At 70.5% G+C, this 18,490-nt stretch carries 10 protein-coding genes and 4 pseudogenes; 11 read left to right on the forward strand and 3 right to left on the reverse strand.

Annotated features, from left to right (window positions below; translation table 11 throughout):
• From ACZ7HQ_RS43000 to ACZ7HQ_RS43035, 8 genes and pseudogenes are all read left to right on the forward strand, one after another.
• On the forward strand, positions 1-3,440 hold a 3,440-nt coding region (locus tag ACZ7HQ_RS43000), incomplete at its 5' end, for an SDR family NAD(P)-dependent oxidoreductase (protein WP_471002459.1).
• A 140-nt stretch (positions 3,441-3,580) separates the two neighbouring features.
• Complete coding sequence (locus ACZ7HQ_RS43005; protein ID WP_471002461.1) at positions 3,581-4,783, forward strand: hypothetical protein; 1,203 nt, start codon at positions 3,581-3,583, stop codon at positions 4,781-4,783.
• Positions 4,780-5,559, forward strand: a complete 780-nt coding sequence (locus tag ACZ7HQ_RS43010; protein ID WP_471002463.1) for a DUF6182 family protein — start codon at positions 4,780-4,782, stop codon at positions 5,557-5,559. The genes ACZ7HQ_RS43005 and ACZ7HQ_RS43010 overlap by 4 nt, the downstream gene beginning before the upstream one ends.
• Entirely contained in the window at positions 5,556-7,196 is a 1,641-nt protein-coding gene (locus tag ACZ7HQ_RS43015) for a GH3 family acyl-acid amido synthetase (RefSeq protein WP_471002465.1), read from the forward strand. The genes ACZ7HQ_RS43010 and ACZ7HQ_RS43015 overlap by 4 nt, the downstream gene beginning before the upstream one ends.
• Positions 7,193-9,538, forward strand: coding sequence for a hypothetical protein (locus ACZ7HQ_RS43020; protein WP_471002467.1), 2,346 nt, complete (start codon positions 7,193-7,195; stop codon positions 9,536-9,538). Before ACZ7HQ_RS43015 ends, ACZ7HQ_RS43020 begins: the two co-directional genes overlap by 4 nt.
• Before the next feature lies 1 nt (position 9,539).
• Positions 9,540-10,406, forward strand: a complete 867-nt coding sequence (locus ACZ7HQ_RS43025; protein WP_471002469.1) for a hypothetical protein — start codon at positions 9,540-9,542, stop codon at positions 10,404-10,406.
• Positions 10,407-10,471: 65 nt separating this feature from the next.
• Positions 10,472-11,251 carry a thioesterase II family protein gene (locus ACZ7HQ_RS43030; RefSeq protein ID WP_471002471.1) on the forward strand — a complete coding sequence of 260 codons (780 nt, stop codon included), beginning with the start codon at positions 10,472-10,474 and terminating at the stop codon, positions 11,249-11,251.
• Positions 11,252-11,553: 302 nt separating this feature from the next.
• Positions 11,554-12,054, forward strand: a pseudogene (locus tag ACZ7HQ_RS43035) (IS5 family transposase); the annotation flags it as partial.
• Positions 12,055-12,509: 455 nt separating this feature from the next.
• Here the strand turns inward: ACZ7HQ_RS43035 and ACZ7HQ_RS43040 are convergent.
• The 3 genes and pseudogenes from ACZ7HQ_RS43040 to ACZ7HQ_RS43050 all read right to left on the reverse strand — a co-directional run.
• Positions 12,510-12,602 (reverse strand): annotated as a pseudogene (locus tag ACZ7HQ_RS43040) (LLM class flavin-dependent oxidoreductase); the annotation flags it as partial.
• A gap of 75 nt (positions 12,603-12,677) precedes the next feature.
• Positions 12,678-13,407: pseudogene (locus tag ACZ7HQ_RS43045) on the reverse strand (IS6 family transposase).
• Between the two features lie 66 nt (positions 13,408-13,473).
• Entirely contained in the window at positions 13,474-14,478 is a 1,005-nt protein-coding gene (locus ACZ7HQ_RS43050) for a phosphatase domain-containing putative toxin (protein ID WP_471002473.1), read from the reverse strand.
• A 411-nt stretch (positions 14,479-14,889) separates the two neighbouring features.
• Between ACZ7HQ_RS43050 and ACZ7HQ_RS43055 the strand changes: the two are divergent.
• From ACZ7HQ_RS43055 to ACZ7HQ_RS43065, 3 genes and pseudogenes are all read left to right on the forward strand, one after another.
• Positions 14,890-15,138: pseudogene (locus ACZ7HQ_RS43055) on the forward strand (IS6 family transposase); the annotation flags it as partial.
• Between the two features lie 457 nt (positions 15,139-15,595).
• Positions 15,596-16,642 carry a hypothetical protein gene (locus tag ACZ7HQ_RS43060; RefSeq protein WP_471002475.1) on the forward strand — a complete coding sequence of 349 codons (1,047 nt, stop codon included), beginning with the start codon at positions 15,596-15,598 and terminating at the stop codon, positions 16,640-16,642.
• Between the two features lie 81 nt (positions 16,643-16,723).
• Positions 16,724-18,400, forward strand: coding sequence for a hypothetical protein (locus tag ACZ7HQ_RS43065; RefSeq protein WP_471002477.1), 1,677 nt, complete (start codon positions 16,724-16,726; stop codon positions 18,398-18,400).
• The last annotated feature ends 90 nt before the right edge of the window (positions 18,401-18,490 follow it).

The raw sequence follows: 18,490 nt of genomic DNA on the forward strand, positions 1-18,490 counted from the left end.
AACGGGGGATCAGGAGCAGGCAGCTCACCGTCAGCCACGCCTTCCACAGCCCGCACCAGGACCAGATCCTGGACGAGTTCCGCCGGATCGCCGCGAGCGTCACCTACCGGGCGCCCTCCGTGCCGATCGTGTCGACGTACACCGGGCAGCCCGCCGAGCAGGACCGGATGACGACCGCCGACTACTGGACCGAGCAGCTGCGTCACACCGTGCGGTACGCCGACGCTGTCACCACCCTCAACGACCTCGGCACCACCCGTTATCTCGAACTCACCGCGCACCCCACGCTCGCGCCGCTCACCGCCGAAACTCTGGAGGACGTGTCCGCCACTCCCGCGGCACTCGTTGCGACGCTGCGTGCCGGGCTGCCCGAGCCCGACACGTTCCTCAGGGCGCTTGCGACCCTGCACGTGACGGGGACGCCGGTCACCTGGTTCGCCGACCGTGCCGTGGCGGACGCCGACAACGCCGAGGCCGGCGACGGCCGTGGACACGAGCGCGACAAGGCCACGGTCCCGCACCTCGACCTGCCCACCTACCCCTTCCAGCACGAGAACTACTGGCTGACGGCCCCGGCTTCGGGTACTGGCCCCCGCGCCGGGGCCGACGCGCTGGCGCACCCGATGCTGTCGCAGCGCACGGACCTCCCCGGCGGGGGCGGCGTCCTGTTCTCCGGCCGCCTCGCGCCAGGCACGGACCCGTGGCTGCCCGACCACGCCGTCATGGGCACCCTGCTGCTGCCCGGCACCGGATTCGTGGAACTGGCGCTGGAGGCCGCGCGCGCGGTCGGCGCGGGCCGCGTCGAAGAACTCGTCCTGCGCGCCCCGATGGTGTTCCCCGGCGGCCGGGCCCGCGACCTCCAGGTGTGGACCGCACCCGACCAGGGCGGCGAACGCGAACTGCAGATCCGCACGCGTGCCCCGGGCGAGGACTGGACGCTGCACGCCACCGGCGTCGTGACCGCCTCCCGCGTGGACAACGACGGCTTCACCCCCGACTGGACCGGCGCGGTGTGGCCGCCCGCGGGCGCCGAACAGATCCCCGGCGACACGTTCTACCCGGACCTCGCCGAGCGCGGCTACGAGTACGGTCCCGCCTTCCGGTCGGTCAAGGCGCTGTGGCGGCGCGGCGACGATCTGTTCGCGGAGGTCGTGCTGCCCGAGGACCAGCCCTACGGCTTCGGCGTCCACCCGGCGCTGCTGGACGCCTCGTTGCACGCCCTGCCCATCACCCGCAGCTTCTACGAGACCGACGACGAGGTGCGCCTGCCCTTCTCGTTCGGCGGCGTCAGCCTCTTCGCCACGGACGTGCGGCGCGTCCGCGTACGGATGCGACCGAGGCCGGAGGCGACCTCGGTGTGGATCACGGACGCCGCCGGAACCCCGGTCCTCGCCATGGAATCGCTGATCCTGCGCGCCGTGGAGCGCGCACAGCTCCAGGCGGCCGAAGGCGCCGTCGGACAGGCCACGACCTTCGCCGTGCGGTGGGAGCCGCTGAGCGACGCGCGGACCGCCGAGCGCGTGCCCGGCACCTGGCTGCTCCTCGGCACCGCACGCCCCGGACTCGCCGAGCTGTTCGAGCACGCCCTCACGCGCACCGAATGGGATGCGTCGGCCTCGACACCGATCGACGGCGTGCTCGTCTGCCCCGCCGACGCCTTCGAACTGCTCGCCGCGCTGCGGGAGACCGAACTGCCCGACGCGCCGGTCTGGTGCGTGACCAGCGGCGCGGTCGGCGTCGGCGTCGACGACCCGGCGACGGACGTGGCGGCGGCGGGCGCCTGGGGTCTCGGCCGGGTCGCCGCCCTCGAATTCCCCTCCCGCTGGGCCGGACTCGTCGACCTCCCGGAGACGGCCGACCTCGGGACGGGCGCCCCCACGACGGCTGACGACAACGCCGGGCGGACCACCGCGCGGCTGCTCGCCGGCGTGCTCACCGGCGACGGCGCCGAGGACCAGCTCGCGGTGCGCGACGGGCGCCTGTGGGCCCGCCGGCTCGGCACCGCACCCGCGGCCGACGCGGGAACCGCGGGAACCTGGCAGCCCAGGGGCACCGTCCTGATCACCGGCGGAACCGGCGGCCTGGGCGCACACGTGGCCCGCCGCCTGGCCGCCCTCGGCACGGCCGACCGGCTGGTGCTGCTCTCCCGCCGCGGCGCCGAGTCACCCGGTGCCGCCGAACTCCTGGCAGAACTCGGCGAATCCGGAGTCCAGGCCGAGGCCGCGGCGATCGACATCACCGATCGCGCCGCCGTCGTGCAACTGCTCTCCCGTCTCGACGCCGAGGACAACCCGGTGCGTACGGTCGTCCACGCCGCCGGCGTGATCCGGTACGCGCGCATCGCGGACGTCGACCCCGAGGCCTTCGCGACCGACATGGCGGCGAAGGTGAACGGCGCGCTGTTGCTCGACGAACTGCTGCCCGACGTCGACGAGTTCGTGATGTTCTCCTCCATCGCCGGGATCTGGGGCGCCGCGGACCAGGCCGCCTACGCCGCAGGCAACGCCTGCCTCGACGCGCTCGCCCGCCGGCGCCGCGAGCGGGGCGCGCCCGCCGTCTCCATCGCCTGGGGGCCCTGGTCGGGCGGCGGCATGGTCACCGAGTACGAGGACCGGGAACTACGCAAGCGCGGGCTGCTCCCGCTCGCCGTGCCCAGCGCCGTCGAAGCGCTCGAACGCGCCGTGCCGGGCGACACCGACCCGGTCGTGGTGGACGTGGCCTGGTCGCGCTTCCTGCCCGCGTTCACCGTCCTTCGCCCCAGTCCACTGCTCAGCGGCTTCGCGCCCGCGGACACGGCGGGCGGCGGCCGGGACGCCGCGCCCGCCACCGTCCCCGGCGCGGGCACGACCGCGGGCGTGCTGAAGGACCGGCTGGGCGCGCTGCCCGAGGACGAGCGGCTGCCCGTGCTGCTCGACGTCGTGCGCACCCATGTGGCGCAGCTCATCGGGCGGGGCGACCCGCAGCAGGTGCAGGCCGACCGGGCGCTGCGGGAACTCGGCTTCGACTCGATGATGTCCGTGGAGCTGAGGAACAGGCTCGGCGAACTCGTCGGCGCCCGGCTGCCGGCCACGCTGGCGTTCGACCACCCGACGCCCGAGGCGCTCGCCGAGCGGCTGCTCACGGAGCTGGACCTCGACGAAGCCCCCGCCGACGACGGCCCGGTCCTCAAGGACTTCGACCGCCTCGAGGCCAAGGTGCTCTCGCCGTTCACACCGGCCGGCACCCGGGCCGCGCTCGCCACCCGTCTTTCCGCGCTCCTGGACCGGCTCGCCGGCACGGGCACCGGCCCCACCGGAGCCGGGGCAGCCGGCGCGAGCGCCGGCACCGATGCCGATGACCTGGAGACGGCGAGCGCGAGCGACCTCATGCGGTTCCTCGACGCCGAATACGGAGCCTCCGACGGGACGGCACCCGGCTCGTCCGGGCCGACCACGTCGTGACCGCTGTCGATCCGGACGCGGCGCGCGCCACGGCCCCCGCGGCGCGCGCCGCGACCGGCATGTCGCGCGGCGGGGCACGACCTCGCGTGCCCGACCGCCCGGCCGCGGCAGGCATCCACGGGAGCCGACAGGAGCCGCCCATGAGCACCACTCTGCGCACCTCAAGCACCGGGCGCGCCCCGAGCGCCGTGCGAACCGCGACGACCGGCCCGCGCACACCCGCACACCGCGCGCACCCCGACGGCCGCCGCGCCGCGCGGGAGTTCGTGATCGCCCCGGTGACCATCACCCCGACCAAGCCGTTGACCCCCACCCATGTCAAAGGCCTGCTGTGGGCCGACGTCCTGTTCAAGGCGACGGCCACGCTCGGCCCCACCACCCTGGTCTGGAACCCGCGGATGTCCACGCTGACGACCCAGACCACAGCGTTCTGGAACCACCTGGACCACACGGAATCGGACACCGACTGGCCCGGCGAGGACGAGACCGCGATCGGCCGGCGCTACGTCGAGTTCCATCGCAGCCGCCCGACGATCGACCCGCGCGCACTCGACCCCTACTTTGCCCGGATCGAGCGGGACGGCTGGATCCATCCGGCCTCCCGCCGCCTGCTGGAGCTGTGGCGCACCGAACTCGACCTGCTGCACGTGCGGGACCCCGGCCTGACCGACACCCGCCCGCTGACCTGGTCGCAGCAGCGCGCCCTGACGGCCCTCGCGGACCGCGGTCTGCTCATCGACCACAGGCCGCACGGCGGGCCCGTCTACCTGGACGGCGCCCGCTGGGGCGTGCCGATCCGGCAGATCGTCTCGGCGGACGGCCACGCGAACTACCTGCTGCCGAACCTGCGCTCGCTGCTGCCCGCCGTCGCGCCCGGCAGGCTATTCCTCCTGATCTTCGACGAAGGGCTCGCCGTCGACTACCTGCTCCTCGACCGGGTCCTGGCCGAGTTCGGCGCCGACACCACCCGGCTCCCGCTCAGCCGGGTGCCGATCGGCGGCAAGGTCGTCTCCAGCAAGTACGGCGGGTGGAGCGGGTCGACACTCCCGGACCTGTCGGCGATCTGCGGGTCGGCGGACCCGGACGCCTACCGGCTCGGCATGCGCCTCTACTTCGTCGGTCTGCTCGACCGGCAGTGCAGCCAGTCCTTCCGGGTCGACCTGCTGCGCCGCTGCGTCGGACGCGCGGCCCGGATCCTGGCCCAGGGGCCGCCGGGCGAACGGGAGGACCCTGCGCTGCCGCTCAGCCCGCACGGCTATGCCGACCCGCACCGCCTGGCCTGCTCACTGTTCGGCCCGCGCCCGGCCCCGCTGCCCGCCCTGCTGCGCAAGGTGCTCGTATGACCGGGCAGAGCGGGGCGACTGTACCCCGCGTCCCGGACACCGACGGCCCGGGCGCCGAAGACCCGGACGGTTCGCTCCAGACGCTGCTGCACGCCTCCGCGGCGGCTCGCCTGGCCCGCCTCAACGACCAGCCGGGACACCACTTCCACACCGTGGCGGTCGTGGTGGACACCCTGACCCCCCAGTCGTTCGTCCGCGGCGTACTCGACTTCGCGCTCTCGCTCCCCGAGCAGCCGGCCGACGCATGGCTGCGGACGTTCACCCGCACGATCTTCCTGGCAGGTCGGCCCGCCACGGTGGCCGCCCGGTTCCCGGACCGGTACGCGACCCCCGACAACGCGCTGAGCTGGTACGGTCCGGAACCGACGGCGCAACTGAGAAACCTGTCACGGCTGTTGCGCGCCTTCGCGGCTCCGGCACCGGCCCCCGCGCCAGAGCGGTTCACCATACGGCTGCCCGGCCCCGACACGGGATACCGGGCCGACGCTGTGGTAGCGACCGCGGACGTCACCACCGCGGACTACCTCGTCCACACTCATCACCTCTTCGCCGAAGCCGCGCTGCGCGGTCTCATCCGCCCCGGCGACACCGTGCACGTGACGCACCGCCCGGCGCTCGACGCACCGCGGCTGCGCGCCGCGCTCGACCCGGCCCGCGCCCACCGCGTCGAGACCCGGATCACCCACGACACCGCCGACCCCGAGCGGCTCCGCCTGTACGGGGCCCTCTTCTCTGACCGCACCGGAGGGAAAGCTTGCATACCGAACGTATCTTGAGCGAACACCACAGGTTCCTCGCCACGCTCGACCACCCCGAGCAGACCCAGCGGACGGTCCTCGCGGAACTCCTCGCGGCGAACGGCACAACGAGCTATTTGCGCGAGCACGGCCTGAACGAACAAAGCAGCGCCAAGGAGTTCCGCAAGGCCCTACCGATCCGCACGCAGAACGCGTTCGGGCCCTGGATCGAGCGGGCGATGGCCGGCGAGGACGCGGTACTGACCGCCGACCAGCCGGTCGCTTACTTCTCCTCCAGCGGCAGCACCGGCCAGGAGAAGCGCATCCCGGTCACGCCCACCTACATGAAGCGCTGCTTTCTGCCCTTCTACCACGCCAGTTTCGCCGTCCTGCTCGGCGCGTTCCCCGACCTCGCCGTGGACCCCGGCGGCGTGCTGGACCTGTGGCGCGATCCGACCTCGCCGCACGCGCGCACCGCCGACGGCCGGCCGCATCTGGGCCTCAGCCAGATCGACTATCGGCTCTTCGGCGAGGCCGGCGGGCCGGGACCGGACGGCGCCGCCGGCTGGGCCACGCTCCCCGAGCAGCTCTCCGACGCCGACCCGTGGGAGCGGGCGTACCTTCAGCTGCGGCTAGCCGCCGAACAGGACATCAAGGTCCTGATCGGCGTCAACCCGGCCCTGATCGCCGGGCTGCCCTACCAACTGGCCGCCCAGTGGCCGCGGATCGTCGAGGAGATCGCCCGCGGCACGGTCGGCGGAGTGCCGCACACCACGCCCGATCCGCGGCGCGCCGAGCAGATCGCGCGCCGCGCCGACGAGTACGGCGTCCTGCACCCCTACCACCTGTGGCCCGGCCTCCGGGCCGCCGTCGTGTGGAACAGCGCCCTCGCCTCGCTCTACCTGCCGCGCGTGCGCGAACGCTACGGCCCCGGCGTACGCCTGTTCGCCGCGCCGATCGGATCCTCGGAGGGCCCGGTCGCCGTCCCCGTCGACGACCATCCCCACGCCGCCCCGCTCTATCTGCCCGGCTGCTACTTCGAGTTCGCCGACGCCGCCGAGCCGATCCGCGAGGACAGCCCGACCCTGACCGCCGCCGAACTCGAACCCGGCCGCGACTACCACCTCGTACTCAGCCACATCGGCGGCCTGTACCGGTGCGCCGTCAACGACGTCGTGCATGTCGTCGACCACGTCGGGCGTACGCCGCGCATCGCCTACGCCGGACGTGACGTGCTGCGCACGGCCGGCGGCGTGGACCTGACGGAACGCGCGGTGGTCCGCGCCCTGGCCGGCGCCCTGGCCGACACCGGGGCGGAACTGCGCAACGCGACGGTCGAGCCCGGCACAGACCGGTTCCGCGCGGCGATCGCCTCTGCACTGCCGGGGCCGCTGCCCACCGGTTTCACGGCGGCGCTGGACAAGCGCCTGGGCGAGACCGCTGACGGATACCGCGCGGCGCGTGACACCGGAGCCCTGGCCCCCGTCGAGGTGCTCCAGGTCCACCAGGACGCCTTTCAGCGCGAGTGGGAGCACGCGATCCGCGCCGGCCAGCGCCGCACCCGCGTCAAGGACAGAATCTTCCGGCCCGCGCCCGACAGCTGGGCACGGATCGCCGCCGATGAGCAGATCCCCGCCGTCGAGCGGGCCACCGCCGACGAAGGGGCGCACGCGTGAACGGCGACGCGATACCGGGCCGGGGCCAGTACACCGAACAGGCCCGCGCCGAGCGGCTGGCATGGCTGCTCGCCCGGACCGGCGCGACCCTCGGCTCCGCCGCCCGCACGGCGATCGAAGCCGCGTCGCTGACCGGGAACCTGGAGAACTTCGCCGGATCGGTCGAGGTCCCGGTGGGGCTGGCCGGACCGCTGCAATTCCGCGGCCAGAGCGTCCAGGAAGCCGTCGTCGCGCCGATGGCCACCACCGAGGGCGCGCTGGTCGCCTCCGCCTCACGCGGCGCACGCGCCCTGAGCCTGGCCGGCGGAGTCTCCACCCGGGTGCTCTCCCAGCGGATGAGCCGCGCGCCCGTCTTCGAGTTCGACGACCTGGCCGGCGCCGCACGCTTCACCCAGTGGCTCGGCACCCGCCGCCCGCAGCTGGAGGACCAGGTCCGGCTGGTTTCGCAGCACGCCCGGCTGGTCGCGGTCGACCCGTACCAGATCGGCCGCTACCTGCACGTGCGGTTCGTCTTCGAGACCGCGGACGCGGCCGGACAGAACATGACCACCGCGGCCACCTGGCAGATCTGCACCTGGCTGAATGAGGTTCTCACCGACGAGCCCGGGCTGCGGCCGCGCAACACGATGCTCGAAGGCAACCTGAGCAGCGACAAGAAGGTCAGCTCGGTCTCACTGCTGGCCGGGCGCGGCACCCGGGTGACCGCCGAGTGCGTCATCCCCGGCGACGTGGTCGTCTCGGTCCTGAAGACCACCCCGGCGGCGATCGCCCGCGGACACCGGGCCGCCGTCATCGGAGGCCAGCAGGCCGGCATGACCGGGTACGGCATCAACGCGGCCAACGTGATCGCCGCGCTGTTCGTGGCCACCGGACAGGACATCGCCTGCGTGCATGAGTCCGGTGCGTCCGTGCTCTCCCTCGACTGCGACGGCGACGACCTGATCACGACACTCCTGCTGCCCAACCTCGTGATCGGCACCGTCGGCGGCGGCACCGGCCTGCCCGATCAGCGCGACTGGCTCGGCGTCCTCGGATGCCGCGGTGAAGGCGGCACGGCCCGGCTGGCCGAGATCATCGCCGGCTTCGCCCTGGCACTCGACGTGTCGACCGCGTCGGCCCTGGTCAGCGGCCAGTTCGCCGACGCGCACCGTCGGCTGGGCCGGGCCCGGCGGGTGGACTGGCTGCGCGCCGACGACCTCGGCCCCGGCTTCCTCCAGCCGGCCATGGCCGAGCGGCTCGACAGCCCCCGGCTGCGCGTGACCGACGTCACACGGGCGCCGGCGATGGCCGGCGACGGCATCTCCACCGAACTCGGCGCCCTCGGCGAACGGCGCAAGCTGACCGGCATCATCCCCATGACCGTGAGCTGGACCGAGGACGATGGCCCGCACACCACCGCCGAACTGGTGGCGAAGGTCAAGCCCCGCGGCGAGGAGATCGCCGCCGGCATCGGCCGGATCGCCTCACTGTGCGGCCCCGAGGTGTCCTCGGCCTGGGAGACCTGGGGCGAGGGCAGCGACTTCCCGGCCGCCCACCGGCGCGAACTGGCCGTCTTCCGGCGGCCCGAAGGCGCACTGACCGGCCTGCTCCCGGCCTGCTACGGCATCATCGAGGACGAGGCGCGCGAAGCGTACGTGATCCTCATGGAACGCCTGGACATCACGACCGGGCCGTGGAGCCGCACCGACGTGGACCGCGCGCTGCGCGCCATAGCCCCCGTGCACGGGCACTGGCTCGGACGCGACCAGCAGATCCTGGCCGAGGGCTGGCTGCACCGCGACGGCACGGCCGCCCACCTCGTCAAGGCACGCGAACTGTGGGAGGCACTGGTCCGCCACAACGCCGCGGAACTGCCCCGCCTGATGACGCCGCAGCGCACGAGGACGGCGCTCGCGGCGGCGGCCGAGGCGGAGTTCTGGGTGCAGGAGATGGACGCGATGCCGCGCACACTCGTCCACAACGACTTCAATCCCCGCAACATCAGCCGACAGGGCGAGCGCGTCATCGCCTACGACTGGGAACTGGCCACGGTCGCCGTGCCCCAGCGCGACCTGGCCGAACTGCTGGCCTTCACTCTCACCCCGCACAGCACCACCGACGAGGTCGACCACCATCTGGAGGTGCACCGCGCCGCGGTCGCCGCCACGGCCGGACCCGACGCGACCGTGCCGCACCCGGAGCAGTGGCGGCGCGGCTACGGGCTCGCGCTGGGCGAGATGCTCCTGAGCCGCCTCCAGCTGTACACCGCCGCGCACAGTCACCGGGAACTGCCCTTCCTCCCGGCCGTGCTGGACACCGCGTTCCACCTGTGGAACCTGGAAGCCGCCCGGGACGGTGAGTGAGATGCGGGCCGCCCTGGTGGGTATCGACGGCACCGGCAAGACGACGGTGGCGCGGCTGCTGAGCACCGCGCCCGGCGTTTCCGTCGTCCACGCGATCCGCGCGCACGACGACCCGGACAGCCCCGAGGCGACGCGCTCTGTGCACCTGGCGCGGGCGTCCGCCGCCGCGGACCTGATCGGCAGTTCGCCGCTGAAGGTCGCGGTGCTCTATCTGCAACTGTGCCAGTACGCCCCGGCCGAGCGCCGCGCCACCCAGCGCGGCGCGATCGTCCTGGCGGACCGGCACCCGCTGGTCGACCCTCTTGTCTATCTGCCGATGTTCGCGCGGATCGCGGGCGATCCCGATCCCGGCGACACCGTCCGGCGCTGGTGGGCGGAGCAGGGTCCGGAGACCGCGCGCGAGGTGCGGGACTGGCTGGCGGCCTGCTCGGGCGGTGCGGATCCGTGGGCGCTCGGCCTGGACCTGTTGCGGCTCGCCGCCGCGCCCCGCGACGAATTGGCGCAGCGCCTGGCCGACATGTTCTCGGCCGCCCCGCCGGACGCCGTCGTACGGCTCCGATTGCCGGTCGACGAGGCACTGCGGCGCACCCGCAGCCGCCGCGACGGCACCGAACTGCATGAGGACGCCCGGCTGCTCACCGGTCTCGCCCGCGCCTACGACGACGTGCTCGACTGGCTCTCCGGCCCCGTCACGGTGCACCAGGTCGACTGCGCCGGCCGTGACGTGACGTCCGTCGCCGACGAGGTGGCCGGCTTGCTGGCAGTGGACCCACGGGCCCCGGCGCCGGTGGCAGGGCCGGCGCATCCGAGCCGGGCCCCCGGGCAGCACACCGCGGACACCGAGCCGGGAGCCGCGGTCGCCCACTGACGCACCCACCGCACAAGGCGCCCCCCCGCCTCGACGTATCACTTTCCACCCTGGAGAAACCCCTGATGAACGCCCCGACCCCGAAGCCGCCCATGGACCGGCAGGCATGGCTGCGCCGTTACACGAACGCCCCGGACGCCCGCCACCGGCTCGTCTGCCTTCCGCACGCGGGCGGTTCCGCCAGCTTCTACGTGCCGCTCGCGAGGGCCCTGGCCCCACAGATCGACGTCGTCGCCGTCCAGTACCCCGGCCGCCAGGACCGCAGGGCCGACCCGTTCCCCGCGACGCTGCAGCACCTCGCCGCCGACGTCGCCGAGGCGCTGCGCGGGGAACCGGCCGTACCGACGGGGTTCTTCGGGCACAGCATGGGGGCGGCGGTGGCCTTCGAGACCATCCGCCTCCTCGAAGACTCCACGACGCCGGTGACCGCTCTCTTCGCGTCCGGCCGCGGCGCCCCGCAGGTCAACCGCCGCGAGCGGGTGCACGCCATGTCGCAGGAAGACGTGCTGGCCGAACTGCGCGGTCTGGAGGGCACGGACAGCCGCATGTTCGGCGACCCCGAGATTATCGAGATGATCATGCCCGCGCTGCGCAACGACTACCGCCTCATCGAGACCTACCGCTACGCGCCCGGCCCGCCCGTGGCCTGTCCGATCCGGGGGTTCCTCGGCGCGCAGGACCCGAAGGTCGACGAGGGCGAGATGAAGCTGTGGGCCGACCATACCGTCGGTCCGTTCGACCTGACGCTGCTGCCGGGCGGCCACTTCTACCTGGTGCAGCACCAGCGGGAGATCGTCGAGGCGATCCGCATCACCTTGCTGGGCGACGAGCGTCCGCAGCCGTAGCGAAGGGCGCGTCGCGCACGCCGCCCCCCGTAGCGGTCGCGCAAGCCCTGCGCGGCCGTCGCGGACGCCCGCCCCTGCGCGGCGGCCGCGGCCGCCGCCGTGACCGGCGCCAGCCGCCGTACCTCGCGTACCTCGCCGTTCTTCATGACGAGGCCCGCGATGTGAGCGCCTGCCAACGGGCCGACGAAAGTGAGGTCCGTCTTGATCTTGGTGTTGGGTGTGGTCCCCTGGGGAGGTGTAGGTGGCAGGTGCTGCAGTGGCCGGTCCAGCACCTGTTTTGGAGGGCGTCGAGGTTCTGGTAGAGAGTGAGGCTGGTGCGGGTGCTTTTGGGGTCAGCCGTTGTTCGGTTCGCCGCAGACCGCAAGCGCCGTCCTTTGTCCCTCGTGCTGACCGCAGGGCAGGCTGCCGACAGCCCTCAGTTCGTCCCCATGCTGTAGAAGGTGCGCATCCGTCTTCCCGTCGGCGGGCCCCTGACCCGGCCCGACGCTGTCGCCGCGGACAAGGCTTATTCCTCCCGCGCCAACAGCTCCTACCTGCGCAAACGCAACATCAAGGCAGTCATCCCAGAGAAGGAGGACCAGGCCACCAACCGGAAGAAGAAAGGCATCCGAGGCGGCCGGCCCACCCACCACGACACCGATTTCTACAAAGAACGGAACACCGTCGAGCGCCTGATCAACAAGCTGAAGGCATGGCGGGGCATCGCGACTCGACACGACAAGACACCCGAGAGCTACCTCGCCGGCCTCCACCTCCGTGCCTCGATGATCTGGATCAACGACCTCCTGAAGACAACCGGTTGATCCCAACATCACACAGGCCCTGGTTGCACTCCCTGGTGCAGACAGTGCCGTCCGCCGAGAACGCCGAGTACTACGCCGTCATCCTTCAACGAACGCCCGGCGCTGCGCCGCCTGGTGGAGGCCGGAACGCGCAATCGCGCAGCTCGGCTACGCGGGCGCGGGAGAGCTGGACGACATCGTGAACACCCGCCCAGGCCGGGGTGTACGCGGTAACCGAGGCTCGTGCCGCGAGGCGCACATCCCCTGGAGTGAACGGCCGCCAGACGTTGACCGAGCCTCTACCTGCGCAAGTCCCCAACTTCTGCTGCGCAGCCGTCGCCCGATCGGTGGTCACTCTGAAAATGCTCCACGAATGGAGCGCCGCCTCGACACGCCGTCAAACGGGTCAAGGCGGCATTTTTCCTTCTTGATCATCTGACGTCCTCGTCAAAGTTGACAGCGCCCGTCGGGCAGGCCGCCGGGGCGGCGGCTGTCAGCGTAGGTATCGCACTGAACCACGGGCCGTCGCGGAAGCTGCGCCAGGACATGTGGTCGTATGTGTACGCGGCGAGGAGGTGCTGTCAACTTGTGGTAGGGGATGGTGGGTTGAGGCGTGCTGGGGTGTGCCGGGTGAGGCGCGGCTGTCAGGCGCGGGCGGTGTGGTTGGTGACCTGGCGCCAGGTGGTGAAGCGTTCGGTCATTTCGTGTCGGTAGCCGTGGGCGGTGAGCAGGTGGCGGCGGGGCCGGAAATGCGGTGAGGTGCCGTTGAAGGCGGACAGGAATCTCTGGGCGTGTCCGGGCGGGGTGAAGTGCCGCATGGCGCGTTCTTGCTGCCGGGTCGGCTGGTGGGAGTTTTCCGCTCTGTTGTTCAGGTACGTCGAGCTGCGGTGCTCCACGGAGGGCATGACGGTGCGGTGGGCAGCGCCGTACGAGCGGAGCTTGTCGGTCACGATGACTCGCGGCACATACTCGAGGTCCTTGAGGAGGCGGCGGAAGAACCGCTGGGCGGCACGGGTGTCGCGCCTGGGCTGAACGAGAATGACCAGAACGTTCACGTCCTGGTCAACGGCACGCAAGAGGCAGTGGAGCTTCCCGTTGATCCTGATGAACACCTCGTTCATATGCCATTTGTCGCCCCGGCGGGCGGCGCCGGCGCAGCCCGTTGGCGTAGTCCTGACCGAACCTCTGGCACCACCGGCGCACCGTCTCATAGGTGACCGTGATCGCGCGTTCGAAGAGCAGCTCTTCGACCTCGCGATAGGAGAGCGGGAACCGGAAGTACAGCCAGACCGCGTGCGCGATGATCTCCGGCGGGGTAGCGGATCCCCCGGTACGACGGCGGCGCGCCGGTCTCCACGAGCAGACCCTCCCCAAGACGATCAACGGAACGATCGTCTCACAGGCGCCCACGCTCAAGTTGACGGTGCCCGCTGACGCTGTTCAACGGCCTGCTGCTTGATCAGCTTGACGCTGCTGGTCGGCCGCGGTGCGCCAGGTGCTGTAGCTGGTACGGAAGTTGTCCGTGTTGGCCTTGGCGTAGTCGTAGAAGCTACGAAGGAACGTATGCCGTTCCTGGGCGATGGGATCTGAAGAGTGGGCTTCGGTGGAAAGATCCTTGCCGCCGATCTGGGTCTGGTGCTGCAAGATGGCGTCGAAGCTCTTGCTTCGGGCGTTGTGCATCATGTCGTACATCGCCATGAAGGTCGTGGTGCGGCCCACTCCGCCCCGGCAGTGGAAGTGCAGCCAGGTCTGTGGTGGCAGGGCGCGGGCGAAGCTGGTGAAGCGGTCGACTTCTGAGTCCTGGGGGCGGTGGTGGTCTGGGACGGTCAGTCGGAGGTAGCCCCATCCGGCGGCCGTGGCGACCTGCTCCTCCGTTTGCACGGTCTTTGGATCACGCACAGGGTCGACGAGCTCGACAGATTTCTTCGGGATGTAGTCGAACGTGATGGCCTTCTCCTGCTGCAGTTGCCGCTGGGAGTGCGCCTGGGCGGCCAGGACTTGGTCGTGGCTCAAGCCCAAGTTGGCGTCGTCTTTGTACCCGTACCAGCTAACCGGGGCGCCGTTGACGAACAGGTGTGTCTCTTGGCGCAGGTCCACGTCGACGACCTGCGTGGCGGGTAGGCGGCTGGTCATGCCAGGCATCGCAGCCGCTGAGAAGACGCCGCTGCCGGACATCATCAGGCCTGGGTCGGTGCGGAAGTTCTTCGGCGAGGTCGGGGTATTAGCGGCGTCCATGACCAGCTTGGCAGGGGCACCGGGCACCTGCAGACTTTCTGTGGACTGCAGACTGGCCTGGGCCGGCTGGTGCACCTGCATCAAGGCAGATGCGCCCGTCGCAGCAGTCAATACGAGGACTGCTGACACAGGCGCGGCGATGGCACCAGCCTTCAGTAACCGTTCATTCCTTAACGTCCGCATACTGCGCACCTTCTTGTGCCGCGCCATCAATTCGTCCTCTCTTATAACCAGCGGTTCTCGTGGCCTTACCGAACAGGCCGAATGTATCCACATTCCACCAAGGAGTCAAATAATGGAAAGCGGTAGCCGATTGGTTTGGTCTTTACGCCCCTGGACTTCCGGCGAGCAATTTCCAACCAGCGGACGAAATCCCCATGTGGCCGACTGGAAAATTAACGCAAGGAAGCCGATCGCAGATTTGAGTTCCAATCTTACAGTCAAAGCACATGTCGCGCTATATGTATATCCCCTATTTTGCCGGGAAGGCTGTGTCAGGGTTTCACATATGACGCCGAGTTCGTTGAAGTTGTCGGTAGCACAGACTGGCGGCAGGCATTGTCACGTTGATCCGGGCCCGCGAGATGATCTTCGGGTTGGTCATCCTGGGAGGGGCTGTTCGTGGACACCGCGCCGTCGTACAAGGGGCACCGGTACCCGGTGGAGGTCATCTCCCACTGCGTGTGGCTGCATCACCGGTTTTCCCTCTCCTACCGCGATGTCGAGGAGCTGATGCTCGAGCGTGGTGTCGAGGTCTCCCACGAGTCCATCCGCCGGTGGTGCGTCAAGTTCGGGCAGGAGTACGCCAACCGGCTGCGTCGGTGCAGTCCCCGGCCTGGCGACAAGTGGCACATGGATGAGGTCTTCATCGCAAGCTGTCTGTGCCTGCTCCGTCAGGCCCGATACTCTGGACGGGATCGGGCGGGGACCAGAGCGAGACGACATGGGGGCCGGTCAGTGGCAGCGGTGATCTCGGTGTCCGTGAGGGGCGCGTTACTCGGGTTGGACGATCCGGAGCGGATACGGGGCGAACTCGAGGCGGAGACTGGTCTGGAATGGCGCCGCGATGAGGTCGACCAGGGGTGGGTGCTGACCGGCGGCATCGTCGAGATCCTGCTGGTGGCCGCCGTCTCCAAGCTTACCGAGGAGGCCCTCGGCGCGGCCCTGGACGCCACGAAGCGGGCCGTCGAGCGTTGGCGTGCGGGCCGGTTGGATCCGCCGCAGGCCGAGATCGAGGTCAGGCCCACGCCGCTGTCGACTGTCGACGCCCCGGCAGGTACCCCGGACGCGGGCCGGGCCGAGGGATGCGAAGGAGTGAACGGCTGAGATGGCCTCACGCGCACTGGTGATCGCACCCGGCGAGTACCAGCCGGGCGCGAACATCCCCGGCTGGCCCACCATCGCCGCGAGCGGACGGATGTACCGAGAAGTCCTCGCAGGTGACGAGCTCTGGGGCGAGGACGGCTGCCGGGTGCTCGACCCGGACGAGGCAGGGACGATCGACGGGGTCATGCGCGCCTTGGAGGAGACCGCCGCCGAGGTCGGCCCTTCGGACACCCTGCTCGTCGTCTACGTCGGCCACGGAGCCTGCTGGGGCGACGTCCCCGCCGGGGACCAGGTGCACTTCTCGGTGGGCACGTCCCAGGACCGGGCTCCGTGGACGTGGTTGAACAGCTGGTACGTGTACCGCGCCATGCGTAAGTCCGCGGCTGGGCTGAAAGTCCTCATCGCCGACTGCTGCTACTCGCACAGGCTGGGAGACCTGGGCCCGTCCGGGGAGGAGCCGAAGCTGCCGGGGGTGATGGGCCGCCAGTTCGAAGGAACCTGCGTCCTCAGCGCTCTCGGCCAGGATGCGGTGCTCGCCGGTCCGTTCGCCTCCGCCGCGGGGTGTCCCGGTCTCCCGGCACCGTTCGACCAGTGCACCCCGTTCAGTGGACACCTGCTCAACGTCCTCGCGCGAGGCACTCGGGACCGCAAGGACCAGCTTACCTTCGGGTTGCTCCGGGAGGCCATCAAGGCCGAGATGGAGAAGTGCACCGCAGGACATCCGCAGCCGCGCATGGTACTCAGGGACGCTCCCGACGGAACGCAGATCTTCACCAACCGGATGGCCGCCGATCAGCGTGTGGATCCGTCGCTGCCCACCGATCGGCCGGGCTGGATAGACTGGTTGAAGGGCGACCCGGACGCGCGTATCCCGTACCTGCTGAAGGACGAGTGCACCACCGCCGACGTCGTCTCCACCCTGTGCGACAGAGGGGATGACGACAGCCTGAAGCTGGCCGAGCACATCGATATACGGGCGAACGAGGCTTACCGTTCTCCGGACACCTTCGCCAGGTACTTCAGTCGGATGGAGCGTCGGGCAGCTTGAGCGTCACGCGTGAGTAGGGCACGACCCGGAGCCGAGGGCTGGCTGGACGACGATCGGACCTGGAGCGTCCGATATTCCTGGGTGACCCGCAGCAGCACCGAAGAAATCGCGGCGCGCGTGCAGGCCCTTCGGAAGGGTGACGAGAGCAGGGGCGAGCCGCCTCGTCCCGCTGTCGCGATCCGGGTGCTGTACGCCTTCGCGATCCAGCGGCCGACCGACCAACTGATCGAAGCAGCAGCCAGCTTCCACTTCTACGACGCGGTGAATGTGTTGGCGACGGCGGCTTTGTGGCGAAGCATCGGCGATGCGGCAGACCTGGCGTGCCGTCAGTCGGAGATCGACGGAGCCGCCTCCGCGGGCGCGGCCAGGCAGGGGGAGCGGCAGCAGCCGGAACCCGAGATTTCCGAGTACCGGCCCTCTGCGCTGAGCAAGGGCATCGTGCACGATGTGGCTCGTCAGCGCACGGCGCTTGATGTGGCCGCGTTCGTCCGGGAGTTGCGGGGGAGGGGTAAGCAGGAGCTTGTCGATGCCACGCTGAACACGTTCAGTGAGAACCGGACCCTGCTCGACACGGCGCTGCTGTATCTCGCGCTGCGCGACGAAGGGTGCTCACAGGAGGCGGCGGACCTTCTGGGACGGGCCGTGCAGAGAATCAACGCTTCCGGTGCGCGGCAGTCCGACACGACGACTCCGGCCGGGCTTAACGACCTGGTCGCGGCCCTGCGCATGCTCAGCCCGGTCGAGCCCGTGCTGGAGAAGTGGATCGACACGCGGCTGTGCGACACGGACCTGGTAGAGCCCACCAGGGATACCGTCGCGAAGCTGATCTCGGGTTCTGAACACAGCCCGGACTCCCTTATCGACCATGTCGGCAGGCGGTTGCAGTACCACAACGTGGCCGCCGTCTGCCGGAAGTTGGCGGAGAGCGACCCGAAGCGATGCGAGGCCGTCCTGGATCAGGCTGCGGCACGCGAGGAGCTGTATGAACTCGCCGAGATCATCAGCCGCTGGCAGCGGTTCGAGACCGTGGCAAGGACCAAGGTCGACCTGTATCCCAAAGTCGTGGCCCGTGGCGTGGCATGCGCCACCGGACCGCGTTCCCCAGCCGAAATCGACAGGCTCGTAGCAGAATTGAGAAACATCGACGCCGACCCGGAGTGTTGGCGCCTGTTGTACATAGCCGCAGCGGAGCACATCGACGGCCGAGCCGGCGACGACCTGGTGCGACTGCAGACGAAGATCGAGCGCTCCCGGGACATGTACCGGGTGGCGCGCACAGTCGCCCGCCGACTCACCGCCGGACTGCTGAGCGGGAGTGTCGACCCCGGGGTGTTCGTCGACTATGTCACGGCGCAGCAGGTGCAGGGCAACCGTGGCAGGATCGCTGCGGACCTGGCTTGCAAGGAGCTGTCGGATCCCTCCGATCCCGAGTTGGCCGGGGTGCCGATGGGCGGTGTCGTCGCCGAGACAGCCGCCCGTCTCTACGGCAACGGAGCAAGTCGGGGCTGGAGCCAGGAGAAGGCCTGGGACTTGCTGGAACGCTGTCTGGAGAACGAGCAGCGGATCGCCCCTGCGGACGTGGTGGCGATCAGCGAGCAGTTGCGCGCCAGCGGGATGGACGGACAACGTCGGCGTTTGCTGTACCGGGGAACAGTCGGCCGGTGGGCGGACGCGGTGCGCCGTCAGGAAACAGTCAGGCTGTTGCAGAGGAGGGGCTTGGGGGAGGAGGCCGAGCAGGTTATGGAGTCGGTGCACTAGGGCGTGTATCGAATGTGCTGGTCACAGCCACTCGTTGATGGCCGCGACGAGGACGGTCGCCTCGTAGCGGACCGCGAGTTTGTCGTAGCG

It is taken from the genome of Streptomyces sp. NPDC037290 (genome assembly GCF_055603245.1).